Source organism: Roseibium aggregatum (assembly GCF_017309185.1).
Taxonomy (GTDB): Bacteria; Pseudomonadota; Alphaproteobacteria; order Rhizobiales; family Stappiaceae; genus Roseibium; species Roseibium aggregatum_B.
In genome coordinates this window covers 1,127,661-1,143,688 of record NZ_JAEKJZ010000001.1, presented here as the reverse complement: position 1 = coordinate 1,143,688, position 16,028 = coordinate 1,127,661, and the positions used below count along the sequence as shown (strand labels likewise).

The 16,028-nt window shown below is 59.7% G+C and carries 12 protein-coding genes; 3 read left to right on the top strand and 9 right to left on the bottom strand.

Annotation, left to right across the window (positions count from 1 at the left end):
- Positions 1–33 precede the first annotated feature (33 nt).
- Positions 34–405, top strand: a complete 372-nt coding sequence (locus JF539_RS04955) for a VOC family protein (RefSeq protein WP_207139222.1) — start codon at positions 34–36, stop codon at positions 403–405.
- A gap of 187 nt (positions 406–592) precedes the next feature.
- On the top strand, positions 593–2,239 hold the full coding sequence (locus JF539_RS04950) for an FMN-binding glutamate synthase family protein (protein WP_207139221.1): 1,647 nt from the start codon (positions 593–595) through the stop codon (positions 2,237–2,239).
- 60 nt (positions 2,240–2,299) lie between these two features.
- Here JF539_RS04950 and JF539_RS04945 read toward each other — a convergent pair whose 3' ends face one another.
- The 9 genes from JF539_RS04945 to JF539_RS04905 all read right to left on the bottom strand — a co-directional run bounded on the left by JF539_RS04945 (position 2,300) and on the right by JF539_RS04905 (position 13,475).
- The gene (locus tag JF539_RS04945) at positions 2,300–4,171 is read right to left on the bottom strand and encodes a flotillin family protein (protein WP_209017000.1); all 1,872 of its coding nucleotides are present in this window, start codon (positions 4,169–4,171) and stop codon (positions 2,300–2,302) included.
- Positions 4,172–4,223: 52 nt separating this feature from the next.
- A complete protein-coding gene (locus JF539_RS04940) occupies positions 4,224–4,982 on the bottom strand; it encodes a YqiJ family protein (protein ID WP_207139220.1) in 759 nt (252 codons plus the stop codon).
- 2 nt (positions 4,983–4,984) lie between these two features.
- Positions 4,985–5,668 carry a PspA/IM30 family protein gene (locus tag JF539_RS04935; protein ID WP_207139219.1) on the bottom strand — a complete coding sequence of 228 codons (684 nt, stop codon included), beginning with the start codon at positions 5,666–5,668 and terminating at the stop codon, positions 4,985–4,987.
- 78 nt (positions 5,669–5,746) lie between these two features.
- On the bottom strand, positions 5,747–6,271 hold the full coding sequence (locus tag JF539_RS04930; RefSeq protein WP_207139218.1) for a hypothetical protein: 525 nt from the start codon (positions 6,269–6,271) through the stop codon (positions 5,747–5,749).
- Between the two features lie 427 nt (positions 6,272–6,698).
- Positions 6,699–7,553, bottom strand: coding sequence for a helix-turn-helix domain-containing protein (locus JF539_RS04925; RefSeq protein ID WP_207139217.1), 855 nt, complete (start codon positions 7,551–7,553; stop codon positions 6,699–6,701).
- Between the two features lie 45 nt (positions 7,554–7,598).
- Entirely contained in the window at positions 7,599–9,119 is a 1,521-nt protein-coding gene (locus JF539_RS04920; RefSeq protein ID WP_207139216.1) for a pyruvate kinase, read from the bottom strand.
- 166 nt (positions 9,120–9,285) lie between these two features.
- Positions 9,286–11,169, bottom strand: coding sequence for an ABC transporter ATP-binding protein (locus JF539_RS04915; RefSeq protein ID WP_207139215.1), 1,884 nt, complete (start codon positions 11,167–11,169; stop codon positions 9,286–9,288).
- Between the two features lie 56 nt (positions 11,170–11,225).
- Positions 11,226–11,852: a helix-turn-helix transcriptional regulator gene (locus JF539_RS04910; RefSeq protein WP_207139214.1), complete on the bottom strand. Its 627-nt coding sequence runs from the start codon at positions 11,850–11,852 to the stop codon at positions 11,226–11,228.
- A gap of 93 nt (positions 11,853–11,945) precedes the next feature.
- Positions 11,946–13,475, bottom strand: a complete 1,530-nt coding sequence (locus tag JF539_RS04905) for a hypothetical protein (RefSeq protein WP_207139213.1) — start codon at positions 13,473–13,475, stop codon at positions 11,946–11,948.
- Between the two features lie 523 nt (positions 13,476–13,998).
- On the opposite strand from JF539_RS04905, the gene JF539_RS04900 reads away from it, so the two are divergent.
- Positions 13,999–15,996 (top strand): putative bifunctional diguanylate cyclase/phosphodiesterase, encoded by a 1,998-nt coding sequence (locus JF539_RS04900; protein WP_207139212.1) that lies wholly within the window; start codon positions 13,999–14,001, stop codon positions 15,994–15,996.
- Positions 15,997–16,028: the final 32 nt, after the last annotated feature.

Genomic DNA, 16,028 nt, shown 5'->3' with positions numbered 1-16,028 from the left:
GGAAACGGTCCTTTTAAACAATGGAGCAGCAACATGATTGGATATACCTCTGTCGGCACCAACGACCTCAAAAAGTCTTCGGATTTTTACGACAGCCTCTTTTCGGTCCTTCAGGCAAAGCGGATCATGGAATTCGACGATTTCGTCGTCTGGGGAACACGGCCGGGCGCTCCGGCCTTTTCAGTTCATGTCCCCTTTGACGGCCTGCCGGCATCCGTCGGCAACGGGGTCATGATCGCTCTTGCCGCCGAAAGCCGTGACGAGGTCGACAAGGTCTATGACAAGGCCCTCTCTCTTGGTGCGCGAGATGAGGGAAAACCGGGACAAAGAGCCGACAACGGCTTTTACGCCGCCTATTTCCGGGATCCGGACGGCAACAAACTCAACGTTCATCATCTGGGATGATCTCAGAGCTTCAGGACTGGGACCCACTTCGAGCCCGCGTTGGCTTGAGGTGAGTCCCATCTCAGGTTCTCTACTGTTTCCCTTGCAAAGCTGAAACCGCCCACAGTCAACACTACGGTCACCCTTTCTTTTTATCGTGCGGCCTGACACAACTACCGGCGACGCCCACGAGAGGAGAGCTCTGGCCGTGTTTCTCAACCGCTATACCGTTTTTTTCCTTTGCATTGCCCTGGCCCTGATCAGTTTTGTCCTGATCTTTTCCTTCAACTGGCATTTCATCTGGCCGTTTCTGATTTTTGCGGCATTGAGCGTGACCGGTGTCTTCGACCTCAACCAGACAAGCCATTCCATCCTGCGCAACTATCCGGTTATCGGCCATTTCCGGTTCATTTTTGAAGCGATCCGGCCGGAAATGCGTCAGTATTTCTTCGAGAGCAACCAGGATGGACGGCCGTTTTCCCGTGAGCGCCGCTCGATGGCCTACGACCGTGCCAAGAACATCGAAGACGTGCTGGCCTTCGGAACGGAGCTGGATGTTTACGGTCCCACTTACGGCTGGGTGAACCATTCGATGCGCCCGAAGCCGGAAAGCGACGAGGAACTGCGCGTCACGATCGGCGGTCCCGAGTGCAAACACCCCTATTCCGCTTCGCTCTACAACATTTCTGCCATGAGTTTCGGCTCGCTCTCCGCCAACGCCATCCTGGCGCTGAACACGGGTGCGAAGATGGGGCATTTCTATCACGACACCGGCGAAGGCAGCATCTCGCGCTATCACCGGCAGGGCGGCGGCGATCTGGTCTGGGAACTCGGCAGTGGCTATTTCGGCTGCCGGACCGACGACGGCAGGTTCGACCCGGAAAAATTCAAGTCCCAGGCCAGCGACCCTCAGGTCAAGATGATCGAGATCAAGCTCAGTCAGGGTGCGAAACCCGGCCATGGCGGCGTTCTGCCCGGAGCGAAAGTGACGGAGGAAATCGCCGAGGCGCGCGGCATACCGGTTGGCAAGGAGTGTGTCTCGCCCGCTTCGCACAAGGCGTTTTCAACACCCGTTGAATTGCTGGAATTCATTCAGTCCCTTCGGGACCTCTCCGACGGAAAGCCGGTCGGTTTCAAGCTCTGCGTCGGCCACCGCTGGGAATTCATGGCCATCGTCAAGGCGATGCTCGAGACCGGGATCAAGCCGGACTTCATCGTCGTCGACGGCGCGGAAGGCGGTACGGGTGCGGCTCCGGTGGAATTCGCCAACCGTCTCGGCACGCCGCTGCGCCAGGGCCTTTCCTTCGTGCACAACTGCCTGGTCGGCACCTCGATCCGCGAGGACATCAAGCTTGGCGCGAGCGGCAAGCTGATCAGCGCCTTCGACATTGCCAGCACGATGGCGATCGGCGCGGACTGGATGAACGCCGCGCGCGGCTTCATGTTCGCCGTCGGCTGTATCCAGTCCCAGAGCTGCCACACCAACCGCTGCCCGACCGGCGTCGCAACCCAGGATCCGCAACGGCAAAAGGCGCTGATCGTTCCCGACAAGGCCCAGCGGGTCGCCAACTTTCACCGAAACACCTTAAGGGCCCTGGAAGCCTTCACCGCCGCGGCCGGCCTCAGCCACCCGAGCGAATTCAAGCCGGAGCATTTCTTCATCCGCGAAGGTCTGCGCGAGACCCAACCGGCAAGTGCCGCCCTCACCTGGCTGAAGAAAGGCGCACTGCTCGATGAGATCCACGACATTCCAGGTTATTCGACCTACTGGAACATGGCCGTCGCGGAGAGTTTCGAGCCCGCAAGATCCGTCGAAACCGCCCGGGCGCTGAGGCATCATCGCCCGCATCACTAACAAGGAAGCCCGGCGGCTGGCCGGGCTTAGATTTTTCATTTAACTCAAACGCTTAGCGGTCTATGTTACCGGATCTTCAGTCGCGGGTTTCGGAGCTTCGTTGTTCATCGCCTTGACCACATGTCCGGCTGAGCCACTTTGCGTTGAACTTTCCGGTTCCCCTTTTTTATCGATGACATCGCCTTGATCATCCGGGCTGCCGTTCGGCGCAACGTTCAGATTTGCGGTCAGCCCTGACAGGTTGGAGCCATCCAGACCGACTTCCTTCATCATGGCGTCGAGGAGCGGTGCCTGCGATCGATACTTCAACGCGGACGACACCATCTGGTCGGCGAGGTTTCCGCCCCCACCATTACCGCCGGTTCCATTGACCGCTGCTGTCGCGCCGCCGGTCATGCCGTCGACCTGAATGATCTTGATGCCGTCGATCTGTTCAAGAGGCTTGACGCTTTCGGCAATGATCTGCGGCAACTGCTCGAGAAGCTTGACGCGAACCTGCATCGCGATCTGGTCCGCGGACAACAGGTTGGCCGCCTCATTGATGGCACGTTGACCGGCTGCTTCGACCTCGTAGACCGCCTTTTGCGCTTCCGCACGGAGTTTCTCGGCTTCCGCGTCACCTTGCGCCTCGATGCGCGACTTGGCGGCCTCCGCCTCGGCGGCAATCCTGACCGCCTCCGCCTGGTCGGCCGCGGCCTGCTTTTGTGCCTCGGCGCTGACGGTGATCGCAACGGCGTCCATTTCGGCGGCCTTGCGCGCCTCGATCAGCTCGATCTGCTTGTCGCGTTCCGCGATCTCGGTTTCTCGCGCGGTCGACACCTGTTCGGCGGCGCGTGCGGCGATCGCCCGCGCCTCGTCGGCCAGTGCTTCGGCTTCCGATTTCTCGCGTGACTTGGCTGCAACCGCAATATCGCGATCCTGCTCCGCAAGTTCGATCAGCTTGAGCTTTTCGACGTTGGCGGCCTCAACACTGCGTTCCTTTGCGATCTCGCGCTCGCGGACCTGCTGATCCATGGAGATCTGACGCTCCGTCACGGCCTGGTCGGATTCAATCCCGGCATGGCGGACCTTCTGATGGGCGATGATCTTCGCTTCTTCCGCCTCACGCTCGCGCTCCGCCTGCTGCTTGGCGATCAACGAGGCCTGTTCGGCCCGGCGCACCTCGACTTCACGCTGCTGCTCCAGTTGCGCGAACTGGTTATCCCGGTCGATCTGCAGACGCTCCTGTTGCGCCTCCAGATTCTTGCGCTGGACCTGGACCTCGGTTTCCTGCTCGATGTCGTTGCGCTTTTTCCGGCGCTCTTCGATCGCCTGGGTGAGCTTGGTCAGGCCTTCGGCGTCAAAGGCGTTTTCCGGGTTGAAATACTCCCTGTTTGTCTGGTCGAGACCGGTCAGAGAGACCGATTCCAGTTCCAAACCGTTCTTGAGAATGTCCTCGGAGACGGCAGCCTGCACCTTCTGGACGAAGTTCACCCGCTGCTCGTGAAGCTCTTCCATCGCCATTTCCGCGGCAACCGCGCGCAGGGCATCAACGAACTTGCCTTCGACGAGTTCGCGCAGCGCTTCCGGTTTCATCGTGCGCTGGCCGAGGGTCTGGGCGGCATTGGCAATGGATTCGATCGTGGGCTGAACACGCACGTAGAACTCCGCCAGCACGTCGACGCGCATGCGATCCTTGGTGATCAACGCCTGTTCGTTCGACCGGCGAACTTCGAGGCGCAGCGTGTTCATATTGACGGGAATGATGTCGTGCAGAACCGGAAGCACGAGTGTACCGCCGTTCATGACGACGCGCTGCCCGCCGAAACCGGTCCGGACGAACGACACTTCCTTGGACGACCGGCGATAAAGGCGAGAGAGGATCAGGCCAATGGCAAGCAGGGCGACAAAGCCCACACCGACAAGGATTAGGATACCTATCATCTGTTCCATAACATTGATCTCCCACAGTCACTTACAAGAAATTTCAGTTTTCCGGCGGCCATCAATCGTGGCTGCCGGACAAAGTTTCATTGGTATTTCTGATCGCGTTGAAATGCGCGCCGGCCTGACGGACGATAATGACCTCGGTGCCCTGCTCCAGAACTTCATCTTCGATATCAGGCTCCACGAACACGTAATGACTTTGTCCCCTGGCATCTTTCAGCCGGGCCTGCGCTGGAAGCCCCTTCCTGGCGTGTCCCTGTACGATCAGGGCCGGCTTGCCGACAAATGTCGCGCGCGACACGGCGTCGCTTTCCTCTTTGGGCATGACTTTCGACAGGCCGAGTGCGGTCACTCTCGTGAGGGGCAAGGCTCCAGCGAAGGCGGCGGCCGACGCGACGACGCCCGGCAGCAGCCATCCGCTGACGGATTGAACAAGGCTCTGCAGGACATAGCCCGCCAATCCAAACCCGGTGAAAAAGATTACCAGGATAATCAGCGCCGGCACACGTCCGAAGCACAGCCAGGCAAGCATCTGGCTGAAGACGCCCTGCCCGGCCGCGGATGCACCGGTGGTTGTCGATGCGACCTCCAGATCGCCCTGAAGCGCCCCTGCCGAAACGTCCCCGTCGAATTCCGGGCCATCGAGATCCGGCACGTCCATGTCAGGCAGATCGAAATCGGGAAGCAGGCTGTCGATCATGCTCGACAGCCCCAGTCCCATGAGCGTCCCCACGCCCTCGGCAAGCGCTATCGCGATCATGAGCCCGAGAGCGACTGCGAAAGGAGTGTTCTGTTGCGCCAGAATGAAGTCAAACATGTTCAACCGTCTTTCGCGGCAGCCTTAAGGGTGGCCAGCCGTTCGGAAATCCTGTTTTTTCTGGCCAGATCCTCAAGCTCAGCCATCTTCGACGCTGAAGCCTTGTCCGTTGCAAGCCCGCCCGGAAGGCCTGTCGCGGTCTTCATGACACGTTCAAAGGCTTCTTCTGCCTTGCGGGCTTTTCCTTCGACCGTGTCCTTCGGGGCGGCGACGCCTGCTGCTGCACTGTCCGTCGCAGACTGCTGCCGGGCTTTCCGGTAAGTCTCGAGTTCCGCCTCCATTTCGCGCTTTCGCGCCTGGAGCGCACCAATATAGCCTTCCAGCTCCTTCTCTTCCCTGCTGGCATCGGCGACGGCGCTCTCCAGCACGGGGATCTGAACCTCCAGATCGAGCTGGCGCGCGATTGCGGCTTCCGCGAGATCGTCCCGGCCTTCCTTGACGGCCAGGGCAATCTGTCCCTGCAGCTCTTCATGGCGCGACGTGGTCTCGCCAAGGCGTCTGTTTGCAAGGTGCTTGTTGGCCAGGACCGATGCAAGTTCATCGCGGACCTGATCGACTGCCCGGTCGATTTCCCGAACAGCTTCCGACATCACCGTATCGGGGGACGTGTTCTCGATGGTGTCGACCAGCTGGTTTACACCACCGGAAACCAGACGTTTGACACGTGTTACAAGACCCTCTGCCATTTTCGTTCCTTTCCGATTAAGTGACGTTGCCGTCTGTTCGACGACCCTGGAGTACCACGCACCAGATAGGGGAATACGTTACTCCCGATGTCTTCCCGATGACCGGGACTGCAGCTTTTGCTCCAGCAAGCGTGCGATCTCGAGTATGGGTGCAAGCCGCTTGTCCATGAGCTCCGGATCGTAGGTTCTGCTTGGTTTCGTCAGACCAAGATCGAAAACCTCTTCCACCAGCGAAAACAGCTCCGCCGACAAATCCGCCTCAAACCGAACCAGGTCCTTCGCTTCCTTGCCAGTTCCCGGTGCGGAAGCGACAAGCTCCGAAAGCATTTCAGGCAAGCGCTCATAGAGCTTCATCACAAAGTCCGAACGGATACCGGTCTCTCTCTGCAATTGCCGAAGCCCCTTCTCCGCGGGGCGCGCCATCGCACGCAGCAGCTCCTCGCACGCGGCGACATCCTGGGTGCCTTCCTCTCGCTCTCTCGCGCTACGGAGGATTTCCCGCAATTTGTCGCTCGGGGTCCGCGCGCCTTGCACCTCATAACTTGCCAGGAACGCGACATCATCATCGCTCAACCGAACGCTGATCGGAATACTTTTCGGCATCGGCAAACCGCCTGCTGTCATCCATCATCTATGTTTACATATGTATACGTTTGTTTTCATTTGTCAAGAAATTTCGACCTCTAGAGCCTTTCACGGTTAGATTGAAGCATTCTGCCGGAGCAGATTTGGTTCAAGGCCAAGGGCTTTGACGAAGGCTGTGCTGGCTGCACGGTCGAGGCAAAGCCCGACGGCATTGGGCCAAATCGGCCCGGCCCTTCGGGTTCGCGTCCGGCGGCCGCCTGCTTTGTCGCGCCGCTTGCCCATAGCCCGCTATGGGCTTCACGTCCCTCCGCGCAGCTCGACTCGCCGGACGACAAACAGAATGCTTCAATCTAGCCGTGAAAGGCTCTAGGTGCAGGAAGGCGAAGAACCACACGCCTAAAGGGATCCTGGGTGTAGCCTGCTTAGACCGAAAAGCGTGGGATGCTCAGACGTCCGGAATGCTCTGTGCGAGCCCGAAAGCAAAGTCGCCCGCCTCATGCGAACGGATGACGGCATGGCGGACCAGGTCGTCGAAATGGCTAGAAAAAAGCTGAACGTGGCGTGTGTTGGAAAAGGCCAGATACCGCTGACCGAGATAAAGAGCCGCCCATTTCTGGCCGAAGACCGTGAAGGGCGCGGAAAACCGGTCGTTCGCCCCGAAAAGATGCAGCCGAAGGCCCGGATAGAGGTCATTGAGGGTCCGGCTCATCACCTCAAGCTGTTCCCGGCGCGCCTGAGGCGTCAATCCCGACCACATGCCCTCGCCGCGCGCGAAGCCTTCCAGGGCCTCCTTGGAAAGCGCAATTTCCATGTCGGACTCCGCCCTGCCGAGAAGCTCCCGTTGATCCCGGGTTCCGGTAATGGCCTGATCCGCGGTTCTGAGGGTTTCGCCGGCATATTCGTATTCCAGCACCATGTCGGTCTTCAGGACATCCGGCAGATTGGCCGGAACGTGCCGGATTTTGACGCCGACCGCGTCGCGGTACCAGGCAAGCAGGTGCTCGTCCACCGGATGGCGCTCGGTCTCCGCCACCTGAACCGCCTGGTCGAGGATTTCAGCCGCCGCGCCCCGGTGGGTCGAAAGCCCCAGAAGCCAGTCGGAGGAAACGCTCAAGGAGGTGGCGATCGCCGCCAGAGCCTGTCCGTTCGGCAATCGAGGCGCATCCTCGGACAGAAGCTGGGAGACGGTCGAGCGGTCCAGCCCCGCCGCCCGCGCGAGATCGCTCCGGTTCATGTCCCGGTCGCGCAAGGCTTCCGACAGGCGTTCGCGAAACAGCTCTGCGCGATCTCTCTTGTCCATCGGTGAGTATTGTCACCCGGATTTCGGAAAATCAACCGGCCCGCTTCACCAGGAATGCAGCGCCCGCAAGGTCGGCGTTTTCTTGGCCATGTGACCTTCCATGCGGCTTACCAGCCGGTCCAGCAATTCCACCGCCTCGACCACGGCCGGCCCCTTGTTCAGCATGACGCATTCGGCCCGCGCGGCCATGGCCGCGTCTGTCATGTCTCCCCGGGAGGGACTGCCGAACTTCACCAGGCTTTCCAGAACCTGGGTCGCCCAGATCACCGGTGTGCTCGCCGCCTCGCAGATCCACAGAATCTCCTCCTGCATTTCCGCAAGCCGCTCAAAGCCAATTTCCGAGGCGAGGTCGCCGCGCGCGATCATCACGGCCAGCGACCGCCGCCCGCTGGCGCGCGCGATCAGGGCGGGCAGGTTCCTGACCGCTTCCGGCCGTTCGATCTTGGCGACGATACCGAGCGGATGGTCTCCGGCGCCGATGCACTGAAGCGCCTCCTCCAGCAAATCGATATCCTCCGGCTGGCTGACGAAGGAATAGCCCACCATATCGGCGCAGGCGATCACGGTCTTCAGATCCTGCTGGTCCTTGGCCGTCAGCGGCGAAACCCCCAGGGCGGTATCGGGCAGGTTGATGCCTTTATGCGGCTTGATCTTCGCACCGCCGCTCTTCGGCTGCTTCACAAGGATGACCGCCTCGCCTTCCGAAACGCTCTCGACCACCCCTTCCAGCTTGCTGTCGTCATAGAGCACGCGGTCGCCGACCCTGAGGCGTTCGACCATCTGCGGCAAAGACACGCTAGCGGTCACGGCAATTTCAGGATGGACGTCGAGCCTTGAGTCCAGAACCAGCCTGAACCGGTCACCTTCCTGAAGCCTGGGCGACTTGTCGGCGCTCAAGACGGTCTCCGTGCGGATTTTCGGTCCGGCAATATCCATCAGAACCCGCACATCCCGGCCTTCCTTTTTCGCCGCCGCCCTGACGTTGGCGGCCATCGCCATCCAGACGTCCGGATCGTCGTGCGCGCAATTGATGCGGGCCACATTCATGCCCTTGCGCACGAGTTTCCTGACGAACTTGGGCTCCTCGGCCGCCTCGCTCGGGAACGTCACCATGATGCGGCCGCGGCGATTCTCCGGCTTCGGTCCCAAAAGAACCGCGGTTGCCTCCTCAAGCCGGCGCTCACCGGAGAAAAAGCTTTCGTTGGAAGTGAAGTCAGCTCCCGGCTTCCGGCCCATCATGGCCGCCAGGGCGGCAAGAACCGCGTCGAGGGTCGGCAGAACCCGGCTTTCCAGCCGGCCCATGGACGACAACCCATGCCGCATCAGCCGCCTTTGCAGGGCCCTGATGTCGTGCCGCCTCAGGCTGACGTAATGCGCCAGATTGACGATCTCCGGCAAGGGCCGATCCAGGCCGTAGCCCTTGAGCAGAAGATCCGCGTCGCGCTCGATGTCCGACTTCAGCGCCAGCAGGTCCTGGAGCATCCTCTCCAGTTCCGTTGCCGCCTCCGGCGTCGGCCAACCGTCCGTGGCGCCGCCGGTTTTGCCGTCATCGTTCAGAAGCTCCATCTTGCGTCTCCGGGAAGATTATTGCTCAAACGCGCCGGCCGAAAATTGCCGACGACAAGGATCCGACATTTAAGATCGGAACGATTTTAGATTTATGACGCGTGTCGAATGGTCGCTCGGGCCACCGGACGATGCGCTGCAATCGACAGCGGCTGGCAGAAAGGAGCTATTCCGCAGCACTCAGCGCCAGAAAACCACCGGACTGACGCTCCCAGAGTTTCGCGTAAAGGCCTCCGCGGGACAAAAGGTCGCGGTGGCTGCCCTCCTCGACGATCCTGCCCCGGTCCATCACGACAAGCCGGTCCATGGCGGCGATCGTCGACAGGCGGTGAGCCACGGCAAGCGTCGTGCGGTCCTCCATCATGCGGGCAAGATTCTCCTGAATGGCAAGCTCCGCTTCGCTGTCGAGCGCCGACGTCGCCTCGTCCAGTATCAGGATCGGTGCGTTTTTCAGAAGAACCCGCGCGATCGTGATGCGCTGGCGCTGACCGCCGGACAGTTTCACGCCCCGGTCGCCCACATGGGCGTCGAGACCCGTCCGCCCCTTGCTGTCCACGAGTTCGCCGATAAAGCCCAGCGCTTCCGCCGCCTTCGCGGCGTCCCGGATTTCGTCGTCGGTCGCATCCGGCTTGCCATAGCGGATATTGTCGCGGATGGAGCGATTGAGGAGGGAGATGTCCTGGGTGACCACGCCGATTCCGGTGCGCAGCGAGGCCTGGGTCACCTCGCGAATGTCCTGTCCGTCGATGGAAATGGAACCACCGGACACGTCCCGTAGCCGCATCAGCAAGGAGATGACAGTCGATTTTCCTGCACCCGAAAGTCCGACCAGACCGACCCGTTCTCCCGGACGGATCGTGAGGTTGAACTCCTCAAGAACCGCCTTTCTGTCGCCGCCGTAGGAAAACCTCACGTCCTGAAAGCGTATACGGCCGCTCGTCACCTGAAGTCCGGTGGCGTCTTCCCGGTCGGTGATCTCCGGCCGGCTGGTCATGATCGGCATTGCGTCCTTGATGGTGCCGAGCGTGCTGGTGATCGCCTGGCCAACGCCGATGAAACTGGAGGACGCAGCGGAGAGCGAACGCGTCACCGTAAGGCCGGCGACGAAATCGCCAATGGTGACCCATCCCTGGGCCATGCCCCAGAAGCCGATGGCGACAACCGCCAGGATCAGAAGCACGTTGAGGAAATAGACGCTGCTGTCGGTCAGAATGTAGGACCGGTTTTCGGAGTGCCGCGTGTCGATCGTTTCGCCGATGACCTTTCGGATGGCACCCGCCTCGGAATCCTCGGCGGCGAACAGTTTCACCATGGCGATGTTGGAATAGACATCGGTCATGGCGCCGTTCGCCCGGGAGTTGGCTGCCGCCACCTTGGCCGCCCTGCGCATGTAGGTGGGGATGGCGAGCCAGGCGACGAGGATATTCGCGCAGATCCAGAAAAACACCGGGATGGCGAGCGGCCAGGCCATGGCCATCAACAGGACGAAGGAACCGCCGAACTGGATGACCAGATAGGGGATGGTTTCGATCGCCAGCATCATCTGGCGGTGAACCGACATGGCGACCTGTGCGATCCGGGAGGCCACCTGACCTGCGAAGGTATCCTCGAAGAAAGCAAGGTCCTGCCCTTCCACCGCCTTATGCGCCTGCCAGCGCATGGCCGCGGGCAGGAGAATACGCACCGTTTGAAAGGCAAACGTCTGGCGCAGAAGAAAGACCAGGGGATCCAGGACGACGAAGAGGAAAAAGAAACTGGCGAGCACCCAGCCGTTGCCGCCGAGAAACGTTGCAACGCTCTGGTCCGTCACTCCGTCGACAACGTACGCGATCGCCCAGATCGCCGCCAGCCCAAGGCCGGACGACGCCATCGCCAGAACCGAGACGATGACAAGCTGCCAGCGAAACATCCCGGCGAAATGCCAGACAAGACGAAGCGGCCCCCTGTCCGGCAAGGGCGTGACGGGAAGCTCAAGCGGCTTGAAATGCGATTCGAACGGGTGGAAGTAGCGGTCGATCAAGCGCGACAGAACCCGCCTGGAGACAATCACCGGCTTCCCTCCTGGACTTCGCCTTTCCTCATGCTACCGGCCTCATGTCACCAGCCTCATGTCAGCGGTTCGATCCTGTAGACGCAGCGGCGGTCGCCGCTTAACTGATGTTCCGTCCGTTCGACCGTCACCTTCGGTCCCAGGACCTCCTTGAAAAGGTCGAGTTCGGACCGGCAGAAACCCTGACACGCAGTGGCCGCGGCACATATCGAGCAATGGTTTTCTATCAGAAGAAGGGAAGCCCCGTCCTCGACGACCTCGGCCATGTATCCTTCCAGATTGCGCATTTCCGCAAGGACTTCCACCTTTTCCAAAAGGCCGGTGGTGCCGCTCATCGCGTCCAGATAGAGTTTGCGGGACTGGGCCTCCCTGTGCGCAATCAGCCTGTTCACGCCCTCTTCGCCATAAAGATCGTTCAATCCGCCCAGCAATCCGACGATGAGGTTGGAGTGGTTGTCTGGAAACCGTCCGTGACCGGTCGCCGTCAGCGTCCAGACCCGCTTGGGCCGTCCGACCGAGCCCTTTAGGTCCTCGAACTCCACCAGGTCTTCCTGCAGCAATCCGTCCAGATGCTGACGGACGGCCACTGGTGTCACCTTCAGGCCCTCGGCAAGATCCGTCGCCGTCTGGGGACCGGAGGACTTGAGAGCGTTTAACAGCCGGGTTCGGGTTCGATCTGCCATGCGGACCTATATAGCGCATTTTCGAGATAAAAAAATCATCTCCTTTTCTTATTCTGCGGAGACGCAAGCGCTCGCAGCGTCTTGAAGGAGACGTCAGCGGGCTTCCATATAGCGTTTACTCGCCCATCCGGCGAACATGTCGTCAGACCGAAAGACCTTGCACCATCCCCTGTCACATTCGGTGATGTAAAAATCGGACTGTCCCGGAGAAAGCGACCCAACCTTCTTGCATTTGGACGCTCCACATGAGCGGATCCAGAGCACGTCGTTTGCCTCGACGCGAACTATGCGCTGCCAATTGCGTATGTCGCGTTTCGGCGCCGGTGCAGAAACCGCCCGTTCGCCAGGCCTGCACAGGCCGGCCTCCGCGCAGTCGCGTAAGCCGAGAGCCGATAGCATCCGGGGAAGGTCAGGCGACGTCATGACCCTTGCGCGGCTCTCTTGCGAAAGATGCGGGAGTTCCCGGAGGGCGGTTTCCAGAGGAAAGACGGCGAATGAAGGCAGCTTGCCCATGAGAAGCCCCAAGACCTCGGCGTCGTTGCTGCCTGTCATGTCGAAGGTTTCCGGGGCAAAAGGCCCTGAGAGCAGGCAGAAATCGTTACCGGGATAATTCTCAGCTCCGGACCAGGAACCGCCGCAGCCGGACATTTGCGGTCCTTCACCCCAATTGACAACACCGATACGGCAACCGGCTCTCACTATATCCCAATAAGCTGCGTATACCTCGTAGTGGAAGCCGCTGTAGCCATCGTGCGCGGAATGAGCGTGGAAAGTTGTGACGCCGTCTGCCAAGTCGTCATGGGAGTAATTTTCGTAAAGGTAGGCCGTCTCGTCCCCGGCGGACCTGCTGACAGAGAACATGTTGTGACATGCTCGCGCGGCAGCCGTTGAATCGACCAGAACCGGTTTTTCATAGCCCAAGAGGTCGATCTGCCAGCGCAGCGCCTTTCCGACCGTGTCGACAAAGAAAAATTCCTGCCCTTTATGCTCGAGCATGTTCTGCATTAGGTCGGATTGCACGAATACGCCGTCCGTTAAACCCAGCGGCGTATTGGCCAAGGCCATGAAACGGTAAATCGCCTCGTTTGCGAGGTCGAAGGCCTTTGAGAGCTGTTCACCGGAATAGCCGGCTCCGTCTGGAGCATCGACCGAGGGACGATGCAGGCCGAGCGTTGCGTTGACATGCAGCTTGCGATTCAAGCCTTTACCCAGATCGCCATCCGTGTTCCCCATCAGGAAGATGATCGAACAGGCTGACAGGCAACTGTCACCGTCGTCGACAACCGTTCCGATCCAGTTCTCAAGCAGGAATGCGGCAATCCGCGTTGCTTCCGTCAGCGAGCCGCCCGGAGAATTCAGGCAGACCGAAAACGGCGAGATGGCCAACGGATCGTCCAACTGATCTCGATCGACGCGGTCAAGCGCCGTTTGCAGATATTCGATTATGCGTTCGCCGTCACCGCGGCCAATCTGGCCATCGATGCGATGAGCGCAATACTCAGAGCGATCCGATTGAATGTCCGCGGCTTGAACCGGGCTCACCGCCATGACTCGTGCGAAGACGAGCAAAATGCAAAACAGGATTCCCGCTGGAATTGTGAAAGGTCTTCCGGTCAATTTCATCCGCCTTGTTAAAAAGTGAGAAATCAATTTGGCCCTGGTTCTGAATGACTATGAGGCATAGACTGCCATCTGGCGCGCTTTACCTCCCTCACCTTTCTTCGGTCCGCAGGTCCCTCAACTTCGTCAATCCGAACTCAAGCACAAACATAATCGTCAGAGGCGAAGGCAAATTTCCGCAGCACGATTTCATGAACCTTCTTGAAGTCACTTTGCATTCCCGCCTAACAAGCAACATGATCTACCGGAAAGTCCTTGAAATAGTCTGACCGCGCCGGCTGTCTCTGAGAATTGACGAATTCCCAACGCACAATCCAGGCGCAAGACCGCAACAAGCCTGAAACCACTCGCAATATTGACGTTAGCGCTTTTGAAATTACACTGTGATTAAATACACAGATTAAGGAAAATACCGCGTCATGAAGGGTGTAAAGCCGCGTATTTTCAGCAGAATATTTAGAGTGAAGACAGTCCTGGTTTTATTCTTTTTTAGACTTCCGTTTGGGAAAGAATTTCGGAGGTGAAGATGGAAAACATCCGCGCATTTATCAGATGGATGATGATCGACCCCCGACATCCCGACATCGCCCAGGCTCAATACAACGAACTGAAAACACAGATTCCCTCACTTTATGCCCTGTTGATGGTCAATTCCGTCGCGGTCGCCTACACACACTTCGATTCCGCGCCCTTTTATCTGACCGTCGGCATGCTCGTTCCGATGCTTCTGGTGACCGGCAGCCGTCTTTATGCCTGGATTGCGGCCCGCAACATCGTCCTGGGACCGGAACAGGCCATCCGGAAGATGCGTCAGACCGTCGTGCTCGGCAGCCTTGTTTCGGTGATCTTCATCGTCTGGTCGCTCAGTCTCGACCAGTTTGGCGGCCCGGCGGAGCGCGGACATGTGGCCCTGTTTATCGGCATCACCGTGATTGGCTGCATCTTCTGCCTCATGCACCTGCCGCAGGCCGCGCTGGCGGTCATGTTCATCGTCACCGTGCCGTATCTGATTTATTACGGGCAACAGGGGCAGGACGTTTACGTGGCGATCTCGCTCAACATCTTTCTCGTTTGCCTGGTCATCCTTCAGGTCCTGCTCAACGGTTACCGGGGCTTTTGCAAGCTTGTCAGGTCGCAGGCCGCCCTGGCCGCAAAACAGGAGGAAACCCAGCGGCTCAATGCGGAAAACGAACGCCTTGCCCAGACCGACGCGCTGACCGACCTGCCCAACCGGCGCTATTTCTTCAACAAGCTCGAGGCCCTCGTCGAAGATATCGAGGGAAAGGGTCTGGAATTTGCGGTCGGCATCGTGGATCTCGATCGCTTCAAGCCGATCAACGACACCTACGGCCATCAATCGGGAGACCTGCTGCTCACGGAAATAGGCCAGCGCCTGAAGTCACTCGATCTTGCGGATGTCGATGTCTGCCGGCTGGGTGGCGACGAGTTCGGTTTTTTCTATCTGGGAGACCTCAGCCGGGCGGCCGGGATCGGACAGACGATCTGCGACCGGATCAGCGAGCCCTACAGGATCGGCGACCTGGAAATGACCGTGGGCGCGTCCTGCGGCATGGCCTTTTTTCCGGAAGCGGGCACCACCGCCCACAGCCTTTTCGACCGGTCCGACTACGCGCTTTACAACGCGAAAGCGGAGAGGCGCGGCCAAACGACGGTTTATTCCGCCAGCCACGAAGCCCGCATTCGCTCGGAGCGCGCAATCGAAAACGCCCTGCAGAAGGCGGATCTGGACGACGAGTTCCAGATCCATTTCCAGCCGCTCGTTTCCCTGCCCGATCGCACCGTCATCGGTTTCGAGGCTCTCGCCCGCTGGCATAGTCCGGAGCTGAACAACGTCTCGCCGGACAAGTTCATTCCCATCGCGGAACGCAGCGGCCAGATCCATCGGCTGACCATCGCCCTCTTCAAGAAGGCGATACGGCAAATCCAGTCGCTTCCGGGGCGGCTGCTGCTGTCGTTTAACCTGTCGGCGCACGACATAACCTCCCAGGCCACGGTGGAAACACTGCTCGACATCATCAAGCGGGAGAAGATCGACCCGACGCTCATCACCTTCGAAATCACCGAAACGTCGGTCATCGGCAGCTACGAGGCTGCCGAGAAATGCCTTCATACCCTGCGCTCCGCCGGTGTCGATCTTGCTTTGGACGATTTCGGCACCGGCTATTCCAGCCTGGGGTACCTTCACCGGCTGCCGATCGACTGTGTGAAGGTCGACCGAAATTTCATCAAGGGGTTCCAGGATCCGATGGCGATCGGCGTCATCACCTCGATTCTCAACCTGTGCCGGTCCATGCAGATGCGCTGTGTCGTGGAAGGCGTGGAAGACGAGAGCCAGCTCGCGCTTCTGGAAGATTTGAACTGCGAGCTTATTCAGGGGTTCTTCTTCTCGCCGGCTCTCTCCTTCGACGAAGTCGCGCAAAGCGTGCGTACCGGGAGGCAAGTCGCCGGGCTGCCGCTCGCCGGCGCGGCACAGTCACCGGCGCTGCAGACCGGGGCGCACTAGACTTTGACAGGTGGCACGAAACGGCAGAAGGA